Annotated in this window: 11 protein-coding genes; 5 read left to right on the top strand and 6 right to left on the bottom strand. The window is 70.3% G+C overall.

Going from position 1 to position 18203, the window contains the following annotated elements; genetic code table 11:
• Nucleotides 1-5 precede the first annotated feature (5 nt).
• A complete protein-coding gene (locus BP05_RS04125; RefSeq protein WP_496360773.1) occupies nt 6-1541 on the bottom strand; it encodes a tryptophan halogenase family protein in 1536 nt (511 codons plus the stop codon).
• A gap of 124 nt (nt 1542-1665) precedes the next feature.
• Between BP05_RS04125 and BP05_RS04120 the strand changes: the two genes are divergently transcribed.
• Genes BP05_RS04120 through BP05_RS04105 form a run of 4 tightly spaced genes read left to right on the top strand, consistent with a single transcriptional unit; the run spans nt 1666 to nt 9004 of the window.
• Nucleotides 1666-4401: an alpha-1,6-glucosidase domain-containing protein gene (locus tag BP05_RS04120; protein ID WP_496360771.1), complete on the top strand. Its 2736-nt coding sequence runs from the start codon at nt 1666-1668 to the stop codon at nt 4399-4401.
• 31 nt (nt 4402-4432) lie between these two features.
• Entirely contained in the window at nt 4433-6457 is a 2025-nt protein-coding gene (locus BP05_RS04115; protein WP_496360769.1) for a glycoside hydrolase family 97 protein, read from the top strand.
• Nucleotides 6458-6461: 4 nt separating this feature from the next.
• Nucleotides 6462-7169, top strand: coding sequence for a DUF6445 family protein (locus BP05_RS04110; RefSeq protein WP_496360767.1), 708 nt, complete (start codon nt 6462-6464; stop codon nt 7167-7169).
• Nucleotides 7166-9004: an alpha/beta hydrolase-fold protein gene (locus BP05_RS04105; RefSeq protein ID WP_496360765.1), complete on the top strand. Its 1839-nt coding sequence runs from the start codon at nt 7166-7168 to the stop codon at nt 9002-9004. The genes BP05_RS04110 and BP05_RS04105 overlap by 4 nt, the downstream gene beginning before the upstream one ends.
• Before the next feature lie 53 nt (nt 9005-9057).
• Here the strand turns inward: BP05_RS04105 and BP05_RS04100 are convergent, their stop codons facing one another.
• A complete protein-coding gene (locus BP05_RS04100) occupies nt 9058-10482 on the bottom strand; it encodes a sugar porter family MFS transporter (RefSeq protein WP_496360763.1) in 1425 nt (474 codons plus the stop codon).
• 394 nt (nt 10483-10876) lie between these two features.
• Here BP05_RS04100 and BP05_RS04095 point away from each other — a divergent pair, with 394 nt between their 5' ends.
• The gene (locus tag BP05_RS04095; RefSeq protein WP_496360761.1) at nt 10877-13573 is read left to right on the top strand and encodes a TonB-dependent receptor; all 2697 of its coding nucleotides are present in this window, start codon (nt 10877-10879) and stop codon (nt 13571-13573) included.
• A 421-nt stretch (nt 13574-13994) separates the two neighbouring features.
• Here BP05_RS04095 and BP05_RS04090 read toward each other — a convergent pair whose 3' ends face one another.
• The 4 genes from BP05_RS04090 to pgl are packed head-to-tail and all read right to left on the bottom strand — an operon-like array spanning nt 13995 to nt 18191.
• Nucleotides 13995-14648 carry a bifunctional 4-hydroxy-2-oxoglutarate aldolase/2-dehydro-3-deoxy-phosphogluconate aldolase gene (locus BP05_RS04090; RefSeq protein WP_496360759.1) on the bottom strand — a complete coding sequence of 218 codons (654 nt, stop codon included), beginning with the start codon at nt 14646-14648 and terminating at the stop codon, nt 13995-13997.
• Entirely contained in the window at nt 14645-15643 is a 999-nt protein-coding gene (glk, locus tag BP05_RS04085; protein ID WP_496360757.1) for a glucokinase, read from the bottom strand. The genes BP05_RS04090 and glk overlap by 4 nt, the downstream gene beginning before the upstream one ends.
• Complete coding sequence (gene edd / locus BP05_RS04080) at nt 15640-17475, bottom strand: phosphogluconate dehydratase (RefSeq protein ID WP_496360755.1); 1836 nt, start codon at nt 17473-17475, stop codon at nt 15640-15642. Before edd ends, glk begins: the two co-directional genes overlap by 4 nt.
• Complete coding sequence (gene pgl, locus BP05_RS04075) at nt 17475-18191, bottom strand: 6-phosphogluconolactonase (RefSeq protein WP_496360753.1); 717 nt, start codon at nt 18189-18191, stop codon at nt 17475-17477. Before pgl ends, edd begins: the two co-directional genes overlap by 1 nt.
• Nucleotides 18192-18203: the final 12 nt, after the last annotated feature.

The following is an 18203-nucleotide window of genomic DNA, read 5'->3' as shown; positions in this document are numbered from 1 at the left end:
TCCGATCAGGCCGCGGCCGCTTCCGCGGCGATCGCGCAGTGGCGGGCGATGAAGGCGTCGTGCGTGGGCATCGCCTGCACGCACTTGCCGATCACGCCGCGCACGTTCTCCAGGTACTCGGCGATCTTCGCTTCCGGATAGACGTCGACCAGCGCGTGGTAGCTGCGCGGAGTGATGCCCTGCCCGTACATCACCTGCACCCAGCTCGGTTCGGCGAACATCTCGTTGCCCTCGCGGAACACGCGGCCGTTGCTGCGGAACAGCGCCAGGCGCTGCCTGAGCGAGTCGGGAATCTCCATCGTCCGGCAGTAATCCCAGAACGGCGTGTCGTCGCGCTGGGTGGCGTTGTAATGCAGGATCAGGAAGTCGCGGATGCGGTCGACCTCGAAGTCGGCATGCGCGTTGTACTCGTCGATGTCGGCCTGGTCGAAGCCGGCATGCGGGAAGAACGCCGTGAGCCGCGCGATCGAGGACTGGATCAGGTGGATGCTGGTGGATTCCAGCGGCTCCATGAAGCCGCTGGCCAGGCCGATGGCCACGACATTCCGGTTCCAGCACTTGCGGCGCTTGCCGCCGACGAAGCGCAGCGGCTTGGGATCGGCGAGCGCCTCGCCATCCAGGCGCGACAGCAGCTTCGCCGCGGCCTCGTCGTCGCTGATGAAACGGCTGCTGTAGACGTAGCCGTTGCCGGTGCGGTGCTGCAGCGGGATCCGCCACTGCCAGCCGGACTCGCGCGCGGTGCAGCGGGTGTACGGGGTGATCGGGCCGGCGGATTCGCAGGGCACGGCCATCGCGCGGTCGCACGGCAGCCAGTGGGTCCAGTCGATGTAGCCGGTCTTGAGCGCCTGCTCGATCAGCAGGCCGCGGAATCCCGAGCAGTCGACGAACAGCTGGCCGCCGAGCCGCTGCCCGCTTTCCAGCTGCACCGATTCGACGAAACCGTCCTCGCCGCGCAGCTGCACGTCGACGACCTTGCCCTCGATGCGCTCGACCCCGCGCGCCTGCGCGTACCCGCGCAGGAAGCGCGCGTACAGCGCGGCGTCGAAGTGGTAGGCGTAGGCGATGTCGGCCAGCGGCGAGTTGGGGCGGTCGCTGACCGCGCGCATGAACTTGTCGTGGCGGCACGCCCAGGTGGTGATCGAGTACTCGTCGAGCGGCGCGGCCTTGCCGGCCTGGTGCATCTTCAGCCAGTACTGGTAGAACGAGACCGTGCCCAGGTCCTGGCCGATCTTGCCGAAGCCGTGGATGTAGCTGTCGCCGAGCCGGCCCCAGTCGCGGAACTCGATGCCGAGCTTGAACGAGCCCTTGGTCCTGCGGACGAAGTCGTTCTCGTCCAGGTCCAGCGCATTGTTGAACAGCTTGATCATCGGGATCGTGGCTTCGCCCACGCCGACGATGCCGATCTCCTCGGACTCGATCAGCCGGATCGTGTAGTCGCGCGAGAGGATCTTCGACAGCGCCGCCGCCGTCATCCAGCCGGCGGTGCCGCCACCGACGATGACGATCTCCGTCACCCGACCTTCGTTGCTGCCATTGACCATGCGTGAACCCCGCCCCCGTAGCGACTTCGAGTATGCGGCCGTGGCCGCGGACGGTCATTCTGCGGCGCGGGGTTCGCGGCGACTGCCGACGTCGCCGCGTTCATGCGCCACTGGAATCGTATTCATGCGCGGATTCGCGCTGTTTTTGCTGCTCATCGGCGCCGCGCCCGGCACGCCGGCCCAGGCGGCCGCGCCGTCGCGGGCGGACTGCGACGGCACCGCGTTCGCCACGGTGCTGGCGCCGGCCGCGCGCGCGCAGACCGACGCCCGCGCGTACTGGCTGGACGCGGGCTTCCTGAAGTGGCCGGGCGCGACCGCAGCGGGCCGCTACCGGCTGTACCACTCCGCACGCGCCCGCCTGGTGGCGGTGCCGGGAGCGCGCGTCGCCGGCGCCGACGGCAGTCTGGCCGTGGACGTGCCCGACACGCTGCCGGCAGCGGCCTCGCAGCGCTTCGATTTCGCCGGCGCCGGCATCGAGCTGGCGGTGATGCGCGGCGACCTGGCGAAGGTGCCCGCGCTGCTCGCGCAGCAGGTGCTGCTGGTGCGCGAGGACGATGCCGGACGCGTGCTCGACGCCACCTACGTGCAGGCGCCCGGCGCGCTCGACGCCCTGTATGCGGCGGCGGCCGGCGCGGGAGCCTTGGGCGCAACCCCGGGCAGCGCGGCCACCGCGTTCGGCGTGTGGGCGCCGACCGCGCAGGCGGTCGCCGTGTGCCTGTATCCGCGCGGCGATGGGCCCGCCTCGGCGATCGCGCCGCTGCAGCGCGACCCCGCGACCGGCATCTGGTCGGCGCGCCTGCCGCACGACCTCGCCGGCAGCTACTACACCTACCTGGTCGACGTGTTCGTGCCCGGCAGTGGCGTCGTGCGCAATCGCGTCACCGATCCCTACTCGGTGGGACTGACGACCGACTCCAGGCGCAGCTACATCGCCGACCTCGACGCCGCGGAGCTGAAGCCCACCGGCTGGGACGCCGCCCCGCGCCCGGCACCGCTCGCCGCGCAGACCGACCTGGCGATCTACGAGCTGCACGTGCGCGACTTCTCCATCACGGATGCGAGCGTGCCGGCAGAGCACCGCGGCAAGTACCTGGCCTTCACCGACACCGGCTCGAACGGCATGCGCCACCTGCGCGCGCTGCGCGAGGCCGGACTCAGCGACGTCCACCTGCTGCCCGTGTTCGACCTCGCGACGATTCCCGAAACCGGATGCACCACGCCGGCCGTCCCCGCCGCCGCGCCCGACAGCGACGCGCAACAGGCCGCGGTGATGCGCGAGGCCGCGCGCGACTGCTACAACTGGGGCTACGACCCGTACCACTACAGCGTGCCCGAGGGCAGCTACGCCACCGATCCGGCCGACGCCGCGGTGCGCATCCGCGAGTTCCGCGCGATGGTGCAGGCGCTGCACGCGGCCGGCCTGCGCGTGGGCATGGACGTGGTCTACAACCACACCAGTGTGGCCGGGCAGCACGAGCGCTCCGTGCTCGACCGCATCGTGCCCGGCTACTACCAGCGCCTGGACGCGAACGGCGCGGTCGAGCGCTCGACCTGCTGCGCCAACACCGCGACCGAACACGCGATGATGGGCCGGCTGATGGCCGATTCGGTCGCGCTGTGGGCGCGGCACTACCGCATCGACTCGTTCCGCTTCGACCTGATGGGCCACCAGCCGCGCGCGGCGATGGAACAGGTGCAGCGCCAGGCCGACGCCGCCGCGGGCCGTCCCATCAACCTGATCGGCGAAGGCTGGAACTTCGGCGAGATTGCCGACGGCAGGCGCTTCGTGCAGGCCTCGCAGCTGTCGCTGCAGGACTCGGGCATCGGCAGCTTCAGCGACCGCGCGCGCGATGCGCTGCGCGGCGGCGGCTGCTGCGACAGCGGCGTCGAACTCATCCGCGCGCAGGGCTACCTCAACGGCCTCGGCTACGCGCCCAACGCGCTCAGCGCCGACAGGCACACGCGCGAGGACCTGCTGCGCGCCGCCGACCTGGCCCGGGTCGGCCTGGCCGGCACGCTGCGCGACTACCGCATGCAGGCCTTCGACGGCAGCGAGAAGGCCTTGCGCGAGATCGACTACCAGGGCCAGCCCGCGGGCTATGCGGCGCAGCCGGCGGAAGTCGTCAACTACGTCGAGAACCACGACAACCCGACCCTGTTCGACGTCAACGCGCTGAAGCTGCCGCGCGACACCCCGCGCGCCGATCGCGCGCGCGTGCAGCTGCTCGGCGCGGCGTTCGTCGCTTTCAGCCAGGGCGTGGCCTACTTCCACGCCGGCATGGACGTGCTGCGCTCCAAGTCGCTCGACCGCAACAGCTTCGACTCCGGCGACTGGTTCAACCGCCTGGACTGGAGCTACACCGACAACCATTTCGGCAGCGGGCTGCCGCCCGCGGGCGACAACGGCAAGGACTGGGCGCTGCTGCGGCCGGTGCTGGCCGACGCCGATGCGATCCGGCCGGCGCCGGCGGACATTGCCTGGATGCGCGACGCCTTCCGCGACCTGCTGCGCATCCGCGCCAGCTCCACGCTGTTCCGCCTGCGGACCGCGCAGGAGGTGCAGCAGCGCCTGCGGTTCCGCAACACCGGGCCGGCGCAGAATCCGCTGGTCATCGCCGGCCACCTCGATGGCGCCGGCTACGACGGCGCCGGCTTCCGCGAAGTGCTGTACCTGCTCAACGTGTCGCCGCAGGCGCAGACGCTGCTGCTGCCGCAGGAAGCGGGCAAGCGCTACGTGCTGCATCCGGTGCTGGCGCACGCGCACGCCGCGGACGCGCGCGCGAAACAAGCGCGCTACGAACCGCGCCGCGGCCGCTTCGTCGTGCCGGCACGGACCGTCGTGGTGTTCGTGGTCGAGTGATCGTTCGAATCAACTGCTGAGGATCGTCCAGATGCGTTATCGGTTGGCTGCTTTCCTGCTCCTCGCGCTCGCCGCACCGGCGTGGGCCGACACCGTCGCGACGGTGGCCTCGCCCGACGGCACGCTCAAGGTCGAGCTCGACCTCAACGGCGAGGGCCGCCTCGCCTACCGCGTGGCGCGCAGGGGCGAGCCGCTGATCGCGGACTCGCGGCTCGGCTTCATCCTGCGCAACGGCCGCGAGATCCTGCGCGGGCTGAAGCTCGAGGGACAGTCGAGCCGCAGCGCCGACACGACCTGGGAACAGCCGTGGGGCGAGCGCCGCTACGTGCGCGACCACTACAACGAACTGCGCGCGCGCTTCGTCGAGGGCGACCGCGACCACCGCCGCCTCGAGCTGGTGTTCCGCGTGTTCGACGATGGCGTCGGCTTCCGCTACGAACTGCCCAAGCAGCCGGCGCTGGACGAGGTGCAGATCCAGGAGGAGCTGACCGAGTTCGCGCTCGCCCGGCCGGCGACGGCGTGGTGGATCCCGGCGTACGAATGGAACCGCGAGGAATACCTGTACCAGCGCACGCCGCTGGCGGAAGTCGGCGTGGCGCAGACGCCGATCACCCTGCGCACCGCCGACGGCACGCACCTGTCGATCCACGAAGCCGCGCTGGTCGACTACGCCGGCATGAACCTGGCCAAGGGCGGCGACGGTCGCCTGCGCGCGATGCTCACGCCGGGCAGCCCGGCGAAGGTCGTGCGCCACACGCCGTTCGCCACGCCGTGGCGCACGATCCAGATCGCCGATCGCGCCGGCGGCCTGGTCGAATCCAACCTGATCCTCAACCTCAACGAGCCCAACAAGCTCGGCGACGTCAGCTGGTTCAAGCCGTCCAAGTACGTGGGCGTGTGGTGGTCGCTGCACCTGGACGAGCAGACCTGGGGCACGGGGCCGAAGCACGGCGCGACCACGGAGAACACCAAGCGTTACATCGACTTCGCCGCCAAGTACGGCTTCCGCGGCGTGCTGGTGGAAGGCTGGAACCTGGGCTGGGATGGCGACTGGTTCGCCAACGGCTGGAACTTCGACTTCCGCAAGCCGACGCCCGACTACGATCTCGACGCGCTCGCCGCGTACGCGAAGGCCAGGGGCGTGCACCTGATCGGCCACCACGAGACCGCATGCGCGGTCAGCCACTACGAGCGGCAGATGGACGAGGCCTTCGCGCTGTTCCAGCGCCTGGGCATCGATGCGGTCAAGACCGGCTACGTGTGCGACGCCGGCCAGATCGAACGCCAGGACGTCGCCGGCGGCCCGGTCGTGCGCGAATGGCACGAGGGCCAGTTCATGAGCGGGCACCACCTGCGCGTGCTCGAAGCCGCCGCCCGCCACCACGTCGCCATCGACGCGCACGAACCGATCAAGGACACCGGCCTGCGCCGCACCTATCCGAACTGGGTCGCGCGCGAAGGCGCGCGCGGACAGGAGTTCAACGCCTGGGGCAATCCGCCCAATCCGCCCGAGCACGAGCCCAACCTGATCTTCACCCGCATGCTCGCCGGGCCGATGGATTTCACCCCGGGCGTGGTCAGCCTGCGGGGCCGCGGCGGCCAGGTGATCCAGAACACCCTCGCGCGCCAGCTCGCCGACTACGTGGTGCTGTACAGCCCGATCCACATGGCCGCCGACCTGCCCGAGCACTACGAACAGCACATGGACGCGTTTGCGTTCATCCGCGACGTGCCCACCGACTGGCAGGAGTCGCATGTGGTCAACGGCGAGGTCGGCGACTACGCCACCATCGTGCGCAAGGACCGCAACAGCGAGGACTGGTACCTGGGCAGCGTCACCGACGAGCACGCGCGCACGCTGGCGATCCCGCTGGGCTTCCTCGATGCGAAGCGGCGCTACACCGCGCAGATCTACCGCGACGGCGAGGGCGCCGACTGGAAGACCAATCCGTTCGCCTTCGTGCGCGAGGAGCGGCCGGTGCGCAGCGGCGACACGCTGACGCTCAAGCTCGGCGCCGGCGGCGGCGCGGCGATCCGCTTCGTTGCGAAGCATTGAGTCGATGTTCAATCCGAACCCGCGCGTGCAGACGCTCGCCATCGGCGGGCGGGCACTGTGCCATGTGATCGACGACGCGCTGCGCGAGCCGGAGCGCTGGGTCGAGTATGCGGGCGCGCACGATGCGGAGTTCGTGGAGGCGCCCTACAACGCCTATCCGGGCCCGGAACTGCGGCTGCCGGAGGCGGTCACCGCGCAGCTCGACGGGTTCTTCCATGCGCACCTGGGCGCCGCGTTTGCCGCGCAACGCACACTGCGCGGCTACAGCCGCCTGGCGCTGACCACGCGCGCGCCGGCGGAACTTACCCCGGCGCAGCGCGTGTGCCATGTCGACCGCCTCGGCATGGAGCCGGGCCAGGGCATCGCGGCGTGCGTGCTGTACCTGTTCCGCGATGAGGCCTTCGGCGGCACCGGCTTCTACCGGCCGCTGCGGCCGCTGCCGGACATCGCGCGGCTGATGCAGGACGCCAGTGCGCTCGACGACGCCGAATTCAGCGCGCGGCACGGCATCGCCCCGGGCTACATGACCGCGGCCAACGGCTACTTCGCCAAGCTGCTGTCGGTGCCGGCGCGCTGGAACCGGCTGGTGTTCTACTCCGGCACCGTCTTCCACAGCGGCGACATCACCGCGCCGGAGCGGCTCGCGCGCGATCCGCGCCGCGGCCGCCTGACCCTCAACGGCTTCTTCCAGTACCAACGCGCACCCGCATGACGACACCGCTGATTCCGCCGTTCCTGCGCGCGTTGCGCCGCGCCCTGCCCGTGCTCGCCACCGCGCTGCTCGCGGCCTGCGCGATGCGGGACGCCCGCCCGGTCGCTCCGGCCGCCGCGGCGCCTGCGATCGGCACCGACAGCTTCACCTTGGCCGCACCCGGCGTGGCGCCCGCGCCGCTGCGCATCCGCGTGTGGTTGCCGCCAGGCTACGACGCCGCGGCGGTGCGGCGCTATCCGGCGCTGTACATCAACGACGGCCAGGACATGGAGGCGCTGGGGCTGCCGGCCACGCTGGCGCGGCTGTACGCGCAGGACGCGATCCGCCCGGTCATCGTCGTCGCCATCGACATGCCGCCCGACCGCATGGGCGCGTACGGCTTTTCCGATCGCGCCGGTGGCCGCAGCCTGGTCGCGGGCACGCGCTACGGGCCGGTGGGCAGCCGCGCCCACGCCTACTCCGAATGGGTCGCGCACACGTTGGTGCCCGAGATCGACCGCCGCTATCGCACCCGGACCACGCCCGACGCGCGCGCCATCCTGGGCTGGTCGCTCGGCGCCGCCAATGCCTTCAACCTGGGCTGGCAGTATCCCGAGGTGTTCGCTCGCGTGGGTGCGTTCTCGCCCTCGTTCTGGCTGTCGGCCGAACGCGGCGATGCGCGGCAGGTGCAGGCCACGCGCCTCGCCCAGCGCATGGTCGATGGCGCGCAGCCGCGCAACGGCGCGCGCTTCTTCTTCGCAGTCGGCACCGCGGAGGAAACCGACGATCGCGACGGCGACGGCCTCAACGATGCGCTCGACGACACCCGCGACCTGCTGCTGGGCTGGACCCAGGGCGATGCGGTGCGTGCGAAGGGCCTGCAGCAACTCGGCTACGCGGTGAATCCCGACTACGGCGTGCACCCGGATCGCAAGGATGCGGTGCTGCTGACGCTGGTCGGCGGCCAGCATGACCAGGCCAGCTGGGCGCGCATGCTGCCCGACTTCCTGACCTGGGCCTATGCGCGCCATGCGCCGGCCATCGCCGCGACCGGGCGTGTCGACAGCTGGCAGGACGTCGAGTCCGCCCATGTGCCCGCGCGCAACGTCGATGTGTGGTTGCCGCCGGGTTACGCCGCGCATCCGCACCGGCGCTACCCGGTCGTGTACATGCACGACGGCCAGAACCTGTTCGATCCGCAGCTGTCCTACACCGGCGTCGACTGGGGCATCGACGAAACGATGACGCGGCTGATTGCCGCACGCCGCGTGCGCGAGGCGATCGTCGTGGGCGTGTGGAACACGCCGCGGCGCCTGCAGGAGTACATGCCACTCGCGCCGGTGCAGGGCGAATCGCTGCCGGTCGGTGTCGACGGCTTTCCGCCGCTGGCGCGCAGCGACATCACCTCGGACGCGTACCTGCGCTTCCTGGTCGAGGAGCTCAAGCCTTTCATCGATGCGACCTACCGCACGCGGCCGGGGCGCCGCGACACGGTGGTGGTGGGTTCGAGCATGGGCGGGCTGGTCTCGCTGTACGCGGCGGCGCAGTACCCGCAGGTGTTCGGCGGCGTTGGTGCGCTGTCCACGCACTGGCCGGTCGGCGAGGGCGTGGCGGTCGACTGGCTCGGCGCGCACCTGCCCGATCCCCGCACGCACCGGATCTACTACGACTTCGGCACCGCCACGCTCGATGCGCAGTACGCGCCCTACCAGCAACGCATGGATGCGCTGATGCGGGCCCATGGCTACCGCGAAGGCCGCGACTGGATCACGCGCCGGATCGAAGGCGCCGAGCACAGCGAGCGCGCCTGGCGCGCCCGCGTCGACGTGCCGCTGGAGTTCCTGCTGGGCAGATGACGCGACCGGATGCCGCGCCTGCCCGCGGGCGGGCGCGGCGCGGCGGATCGCGCTCAGTCGCGCATTTCTTCCAGTTCCATGCCCTTGGTCTCGCGCACCGCGCGCAGCACGAACACCAGCGACAGCACCGCGAACGCGGCGTACAGGCCGTAGGCGAACGCCAGCCCGATCTCGGCCAGCGACGGAAAGGTCGCGGTGATCAGGAAGTTGGCCAGCCACTGCGCCGACGCGGCGACCGCCAGCGCGATCGCGCGGATGCGGTTGGGGAACATCTCGCCCAGCAGCACCCACACCATCGGGCCCCAGCTCAGGCCGAAGAACACCACGTACGCATTGGCCGCGACCAGCGCGGTCATGCCCCACGGCTGCGGCAGCGTCAGTTGCGCGCCGGTGCCGGCCGCGTGCGCGAAGCACCAGGCCATCAGCCCCAGCGTCACCGCCATGCCGGCCGAGCCGACGACCAGCAGCGGCTTGCGCCCGAGCTTGTCCACCAGCGCGATCGCGACCAGCGTCACCAGCACGTTGACGATCGAGGTGGCGACGGTGATCGAGAACGAATCGGCCTCGCTGAAGCCGACCGAATGCCACAGCGTCGACGAGTAATAGAAGATCACGTTGATGCCGACGAACTGCTGGAACACCGACAGCAGGATGCCGATCCACACCACCGGCAGCAGGCCGGCGCGCGGCCCGCGCAGGTCGCGCAGCCTCGGCCGGTACTCCATGCGCAGGCTGCGTTCGATGTCGTGCAGCTTGGCGTCGAGCGCGGCCGGATCGCGCAGGCCAAGCACGTCGAGCATCACCGCGCGCGCCTCGGCCAGCCGGCCCTTCGCGACCAGATGCCGCGGCGACTCGGGCACGCCGAACACCAGCGCGCCGTACACCAGCGCCGGCAGCACCGCGACCAGGAACATCCAGCGCCACGCCGCCAGGCCCAGCCACAACGGTTGCGATGCACCGCCCGCCGCTCCGGCGAGCCAGGCATCGCAGAGCAGCGCCGCGAAGATGCCCAGTACGATCGCCAGTTGCTGCAACGATCCCAGGCGGCCGCGCACGTGCGCCGGCGACACCTCGGCGATGTAGGTCGGCGCGATCACCGACGCCACGCCCACGCCGATGCCGCCGACCACGCGCCACAGGATCAGGTCCCACACCCCGAAGGCCATGCCCGCGCCGAGCGCGCTGACCGCGAGCAGCGCCGCGGCGACGCGCATCGTCTGCACGCGGCCGTAGCGGTCCGCGAGCGGTCCCGCATACCAGGCGCCCAGGGCCGATCCCAACAAGGCGCACGACACCGCCACGCCCGTCGCCGCGGCGCTCAGCCCGAAGCCGGCGCGCACCGCATCCACCGCGCCGTTGATCACCGCGGTGTCGAATCCAAACAGGAAACCGCCCAGTGCCGCGGCCGCCGAAATCAGCAGGACCCGCATGGTTGCGTGCTGCGCTGCCCCACCTGCCGCCGTATCGATGCTGCTCATTGCCCCTCCCGAGGGTCGTGCCGGCGCTGCAGGCGGACGCTGCAGGGCGTCGGTCCTGGCGGGCCGGGTCCGGCCGATTCTGCGCGGGGCTTCGCCGCCGCGTCCGATTGAATACGTATGCAGGACGCCGGCGCGCCGCGCGCCTTCCGGACCGCGGCCGCACGCGGCATGCGCGCACGCGCCCGGAACCGTCATCAGTGACGTAAATGCCCGTTTTGCCGGGACTTTTCCATGAATACGTATGCAGGGGAATTTGTGCAGGGATACCCGGGACTACCATCGGCCTGCGTCGTGCTGATTGCAGCCGTGCGTACATACAGATCCGCGGGGGACCGCACACGGCAACGCGTGCACCACCAGCGAACACTAGAAATCGCATTCCGGAGGGGGAGTGATGGTGCAGTTCAAGAGAAATCTGCTGAGCGTCGCGCTGGCGTCGGCCACGATGATGCTCGCCGCCGGCGCGCAGGCGCAGACGGCCGAGGAGCAGGCGCAGCAGCCCAGCGCGCAGCAACAGGACCAGGCGAAGACGCTCGACACCGTGGTCGTCACCGGCATCCGCCGCGGCATCGAGAATGCGATCGAAACCAAGCAGGCCAACTCATCGATCGTCGAGGCGATTTCCGCCGAAGACGTCGGCAAGCTGCCCGACACCTCGATCGCCGACTCCATCGCGCGCCTGCCGGGCCTGACCGCGCAGCGTTTCGGCGGCCGTCCGCAGGAAATCAACATCCGCGGCTTCTCCGGCGACTTCTCCACCACCACGCTCAACGGCCGCGAGCAGGTCAGCCTGGGCAACAACCGCGGCGTCGAGTTCGACCAGTACCCGTCGGAGCTCATGAACCAGGTCGTGGTCTACAAGACCCAGGACGCCTCGCTGGTCGGCCAGGGCCTGTCCGGTACCGTCGACCTGCAGAGCGTCAGCCCGCTGTCGTTCGCCGACCGCACCATCGCGGTCAACGTGCGCGGCGACATGAACCGGCTCAACGGCAACGACGAGCACGGCAACCGCTTCTCGCTTTCCTACATCGACCAGTTCGCCGACCACACCATCGGCCTGGCGCTGGGCTATGCGCGCCTCAACAATCCGGTGCAGGGCACCCAGTTCGAAGCCTGGGGCTACGACAACGGCACCCTCGGCGGCGGCAAGCTGTACCAGAGTGACATGGACAACACGCGCGACGGCTTCATGGGCGCGCTGGAGTTCCGCCCGAACGACATGTACTCGTCGCGCCTGGACGTGTTCTATTCCAAGTTCGACAAGGAAGAGGTCAAGCGCGGCATGGAGTTCGGCCTGATCTGGGGCCCCGCTGGCCAGCCGGTCAGCAAGACCACGGACGCCAACGGCACGACGACGGACGCGACGTTCAACAACTTCCGGCCCGTCATTCGCAACGACTTCAACGCGGCCAAGGACGACCTGTTCTCGATCGGCTGGAACCACAAGCTCAAGCTCAACGACAACTGGACCCTGACCGCCGACATCAGCAACTCCAGTGCCAAGCGCGAAGAGCGCGTGCTGGAAACCTACGCCGGCCTCGCGTCCACCGTGCCCGGCGACACCGTCAGCATCCACCTGAATCCGGAAGGTTTCTTCGACTTCGATTTCGGCTACGACTACACCGACCCGAGCATCCTGCGCCTGACCGACGCCGGCGGCTGGGGCCAGGATGGCTACATCAAGGACTTCGAGGTCAAGGATCAGCTGACCTCGATCCGCCTCGACCTGGAACGCACGTTCGACAGCGGCGCGCTGAGCAGCCTCGAGTTCGGCGCCAACCTCACCGACCGCACCAAGAGCCGCGCCTCGGACGAGCATTTCCTCTGCCTGGCGGCGAACTGCGCCCGCGGCCTGGAATTGCCGATGCCGACCGATCTGGCGACGACTTCGTCCTTCAACTTCGCCGGCCTGCCGGGCCTGTACGGCTACGACGCGCTGGCCGCGTTCAATTCGATCTACTTCCAGCGCGCCAACGTCAACAACGGCGACATCAACAACAAGAACTGGGAAGTGAAGGAACGCGTCGGCACGTTCTACGTGCAGGGCAACCTCGACTTCGACCTGGGTTCGGTGCCGATCCGCGGCAACGTCGGCGTGCAGGCGATCAACGTGGACCAGGAATCCACCGGCGTGTCGACCTTCCAGGGCGTCACCCTCGACCAGCCGGCACGCCGCAGCACCAGCTACACCGACTTCCTGCCGAGCCTGAACCTCAAGGCGGAATTCGCCCACGAGCAGTTCCTGCGCTTCGGCGCCGGCAAGCAGCTCGCGCGCCCGCGCATGGACCAGATGCGCGGCAACGCCAATTACAAGGTCAATCTCACCCCGACGGTCTGTCCCACGGGCCAGGTCCGTCCCTGCCCGATTTTCGAAGGCGACGGTGGCAACCCGGAACTGCGGCCCTGGGAAGCCAACGCGTATGACCTGAGCTACGAGAAGTACTTCGCACGCAAGGGCTACGTCAGCGCCGGTTACTTCTACAAGGACCTGAAGACCTACGTCCGCAACGAGGCCACCGAGTTCGACTTCAGCACGCTCCCCGCAGTGCCGATTACCGGCCCGGTCCCGGCATCGTCGATCGGTACCTTCACCCAGCCGGTCAACGGCGAGGGCGGCTCCCTCAAGGGCTTCGAAGTCGCGGTCTCGGTGCCCCTCGAAATGCTGTGGGCGCCGCTGGAGGGCTTCGGCGTCCAGGCCAACTACTCGGAAGTCGACAGCTCGGTCGAACCGACCCCGGGCAATTCCTCGGAAACGTTGCCGGGCCTGTCCAAGTACGTCTCCAACGCGACGGTGTACTTCGAGCGCTGGGGCTTCTCCGCGCGCGTCAGCCAGCGCAGCCGTTCCGACTTCCGTGGCGAGGTCGAGGGCTTCGGCGGCGACCGGGCGCTGAAGGCGTTCCAGGGCGAAAAGGTGACGGACGTGCAGCTGGGTTATGCCTTCCAGTCCGGCCCGCTCGAGAACCTGTCGCTGCTGTTGCAGGTGAACAACATCGAGAACGAGCCGTTCCGCTCGGAATTCACCGACGGTCGTCCGCGTGAGTTCTTCGAGTACGGCCGCACGTACCTGTTCGGCGTCAATTACAAGTTCTAAGCACGGGCCTCCGCTGGACACCAGCCCTTGCCGGTCTCTCCCCGGCAAGGGCTTTTTCTTTGTGGCGCCGCGCCGCGATCGGCCTCAGGCGCGATATCGATGAACGCGCCGCAGCGCGCTGCATTCGCCAGCTGCCAGGACATCAAGCTCGAAGCGCGGAATCCGGATCAGTGACGTAGCCCGGATAAGCGCAGCGCACCGCGCCGCGGGAAGACTCACGTGCGAAATCAATGAACGCGCCGCAGCGCGCTGCATTCGCCGGCTGCCAGGACATCAAGCTCGAAGCGCGGAATCCGAATCAGCGACGTAGCCCGGATAAGCGCAGCGCAGCGAACCGCGCCGCGCGTAGACTCACGCGCGATATCAATGAACGCGCCGCAACGCGCTGCTACCGCATCCGCCTCCAAGCGCGCAATCCGGATCAGCGCGTACGCAGCGCCGCCGCTTCGCGCGCGAGGCCGGCGATGCGCGCCCAGTCTCCCTTCGCCAGCGCGTCGGCCGGCACCATCCACGAACCGCCGACGGTGATCACGTTCGGCAGCGCCAGGTAGGCGGGAGCCCGGGCGGGATCGATGCCGCCGGTCGGGCAGAACTTCGCCTGCGCGAATGGCCCGGCGAATGCCTTCAGCGCGCCGATGCCGCCGCTGGATTCGGCGGGGAAGAACTTGAAGCGCTGGTAGCCCAGCTCCAGGCCGTGCATCAGCTCGCTCGCGGTGGCGATGCCGGGCAGCAGCGGGATGCGCGCGTCGCTCGCGGCGGCGTACAGCGCATCGGTCGCACCGGGCGAGATCGCGAAGCCCGCGCCGGCCGCCTCCACGGCGGACAGGTCGCGCGCGTTGAGCACGGTGCCCGCGCCCACGGCCGCTTCCGGCACGTGCTCGCGGATCGCGCGGATCGCACCGATCGCGGCTTCGGTGCGCAGGGTCACTTCCAGCACCGGCAGGCCTCCGTCGACCAGCGCGCGCGCCAGCGGCACCGCGTCCTCGACCCGGGCGATGCTCAGCACCGGCACCACCGGCGCGCGCGCCAGCACCTGGTCGATGCGGTGCGCGTGCAGTTCCATCGGATTGCTCATGGCGTCGGCTCCGCGGACAGGGCCGCGCGCGCGGCGACCGCCGCACCGAGCAGGCCGGGATGGGGATGGGTGATGACGCGGATCGTCATCGATTCCAGGTAGGCGACGAAGCGGCCCTTGGCGAGGAAGCGCTCGCGGAACGCGCTGCTGCGCAGGAACGGAATGAAGCGCGGCACCATGCCGCCGGCGATCATCACCGTGCGCGCGCCGTGGATCAGCCCGGCGTCGCCGACGACGCTGCCGAGCACCGCGCAGAACCGCGCGAGCGCGCGACGCGCGGCGACGTCGTGGCCTTCCAGCGCCGCCGCCACGATCTCGGCGGGATCGCGCAACGCGACATCGTGCGGCGCGGTGCCGTTGCTGCGCAGGATCGCATCGATGTGCGACAGGCCGGCGCCGCACAGCACGCGTTCGGTGGAGACGCGGCCGAAGCGCGCCGTCAGCCAGCGCGCGATCAGCAGCTCCTCGTCGCCCAGCGGCGCGAAGCTGACGTGGCCGCCTTCGGTTTCGACCACGTTCCAGCCGCGTTGCGCGTCGCCGACCAGCAGGGCCACGCCCAGGCCGGTGCCGGGGCCAATGACGCTGACCGGGCCCCGCAGCGGCGCGTCATCGCGGCCGTGCAGGGTCACGTATTCGTGCGGTTGCAGCGCGGGCACCGCCCACGACACCGCGCCGAAATCGTTGATCACCGACAGCCGGCGCAGGCCCAGCGCCTGCTTGAGTTCGCCGCGGGTGAACGACCACGCGCGGTTGGTCAGGCGGATCTCCTCGCCGTGCACCGGACTGGCGACCGCGATCGCCGCGCAGTCGGGGTTGGCGCCGACTTCGGTGAGGTAATGCTCGGCCGCGTGCTGCAGGCTGGCGAAGTCCGCCGTGGCCAGCGCGCGCGGTTCGATGATCTCCGGCGCTGCGGTGGCCGGATCGGTCAGGGCGAAGCGCGCATTGGTGCCGCCGACATCGGCGATCAGCGCGAGCGTGCGCGGGGCGTGGTTCATGGGTCCTCCGTGACGAACAGGCTGCACGCGCCCTGCTCGGCCGTGCCGACCTGCGTGCGCATCAGCGCGAACAGTTCGCGTCCCAGTCCCGTGCGGTTGGCCTGCAGCGGTGCGGACGCGGGTGCGCGCGCGTTCCATTCGCCGGCATCGACCAGCGCGTCCATGGTGCCGGTGTCGGCGTCGATGCGGATGGTGTCGCCGTCGCGGATCCGCGCGATCGCGCCGGCATCGGCGGCCTCCGGCGAGACGTGGATCGCCGCGAGCACCTTGCCCGAAGCGCCGGACATGCGTCCGTCGGTGAGCAGCGCGATGCGCTGGCCACGGTCCTGCAGCACCGCCAGGGTCGGGGTCAGCTTGTGCAGCTCCGGCATGCCGTTGGCGCGCGGGCCCTGCCCGCGCACCACGGCGACGAAATCGCCCTGCAATCCGCCCGCCTTGAACGCATCGAGCAAGCCGTCCTGGGTGTCGAACACGCGCGCCGGCGCGGTGATCGCGCGGTACTCCGGCGCCACCGCCGAGACCTTGGCGACGGCGCGGCCGAGGTTGCCCTGCAGGCGGCGCAGGCCGCCTTCGCTGTCGAACGGTTCGGCGGCGGGGCGCACGATGGTCGGATCGCGCGACAGCGCCGGCGGATCGCGCCAGCGCAACGTGGTGCCGTCGAGCCAGGGCTCCATCTGCTGCTGGCGCAGGTCGCCGCCGTGCACGCAGCGGATGTCGGCGTGCATCAGGCCGGCATCGAGCAGTTCGCGGATGACGAAGCCGATGCCGCCGGCGGCGTGGAAGTGGTTCACGTCGGCGCTGCCGTTGGGGTACACGCGCGCCAGCAGCGGGGTCACCCGCGACAGTTCGTCGAGGTCGTCCCAGTCGATGATCAACCCGGCCGCGCGCGCGATCGCCACCAGGTGCAGCGCGTGGTTGGTGGAGCCGCCGGTCGCGGCGAGCCCGGCCATCGCATTGACGATCGCCTTCTCGTCGATGGTTTCCGCCAGCGGCCGGTAGTCCTGCGGCGAATCGGCGAGCGCGGTGATGCGCAGCGCCTGCTCGGTCGCCGCCACCGTCAGCGCATCGCGCAGCGCGGTGTGCGGGTTGACGAAGGCGCTGCCGGGCAGGTGCAGGCCCATCACCTCCATCAGCATCTGGTTGGAATTGGCGGTGCCGTAGAAGGTGCACGTGCCCGGCGAGTGGTACGAGGCCGCTTCGGCCTCCAGCAGTTCCTCGCGCGTGGCCTTGCCTTCGGCGTAGCGCTGGCGCACCGCGGCCTTCTCCTTGTTCGGCAGGCCCGAGGGCATCGGCCCGCCGGGCACGAACACCACCGGCAGGTGGCCGAAACTCAGCGCGCCGATCAGCAGGCCCGGCACGATCTTGTCGCAGATGCCCAGGCACAGCACCGCATCGAACATGTCGTGCGAGAGCGACACGGCGGTGGCCAGCGCGATGGTGTCGCGCGAGAACAGCGACAGCTCCATCCCGGTGCGGCCCTGGGTGACGCCGTCGCACATCGCCGGCACGCCGCCGGCGACCTGCGCGCTGCCGCCGGCGTTGCGCGCGGCCATGCGGATCAGCGCCGGATACGGCTCGTACGGCTGGTGCGCCGAGAGCATGTCGTTGTAGGCGGTGACGATGCCGAGGTTGCCGCCGCGCGCGCCGCGCAGGCGCGGCTTGTCCTCGCCGGCGGCGGCGAAACCGTGGGCCAGGTTGCCGCAGCTCAGGCGCGTGCGCGCGGGCGCGGATTCGCGCGCGGCCTGCATGCGCGCGAGGTAGTCGGCGCGGGTGGCGTGGCTGCGCTCGGCGATGCGGCGGGTGACGCGTTCGGTAACGGGATGCAGCGACATCATTCGCTCCAGTGGATGTGCACGGCGGGCGCATGCACGGTGGGCGCCTCCTGCAGGATCGCGGCGACCGGATGGCGTAGCGGATCCCGCGCGGCCTGCGCCTGGCGCAGCACGGCGAGCTTGCCGGTGCCGGTGAGCGCCAGGTGGATGCTGCGGGTGCGCAGCAGCCGCGGCACCGTCAGGGTGATGCGTGGAAACGGCGCTTCCGGCGGCAACGGCACGGGGTCGATGCGGCACGCGTCGACCGTCGTCAGCGGATCGACCGCGGCGGCGAGGTTGCTGGCCCCGGGGAACAGCGAAGCCGTATGCGCATCGTTGCCCATCCCCAGCACCACCGCGTCGAACGCGCCGGCGTGCTGCGACAGCAGCGTGACCGCGTGTACGGCCGAACGCCCCGGATCGCCGTCGTCGACGGTGAGCGAGGCGAAACGCACGCCGTCCGCCGGCGCAAAGGCCGCGCGCATCTCGCGCAGGTTGCAGGCGGGATGCTCGTGCGGCACGCAGCGCTCGTCGGTGGGCATCAGCACGACCTTGCGCCACTCCAGCGGACGCGCGGCCAGGGCGCGGTAGGCCGGGAACGGCGTGCGTCCGCCGGCCAGCGCGAGCAGCGCGTGCCCGCGCGAGGCGATCGCTTCGCGCAGGATGTCCTCCAGGCGCGCGGCGAGCGCCGCGGCGAGCGCGTCGGCATCCGGGTAGCGATGTTCGATCCAGCCCATCTCCGCACTCCC

The sequence above is a fragment of the Lysobacter oryzae DSM 21044 genome, from assembly GCF_059568595.1.
Note: the sequence above shows the minus strand (reverse complement) of the source record. Positions and strands in the feature narration are given on the sequence as shown.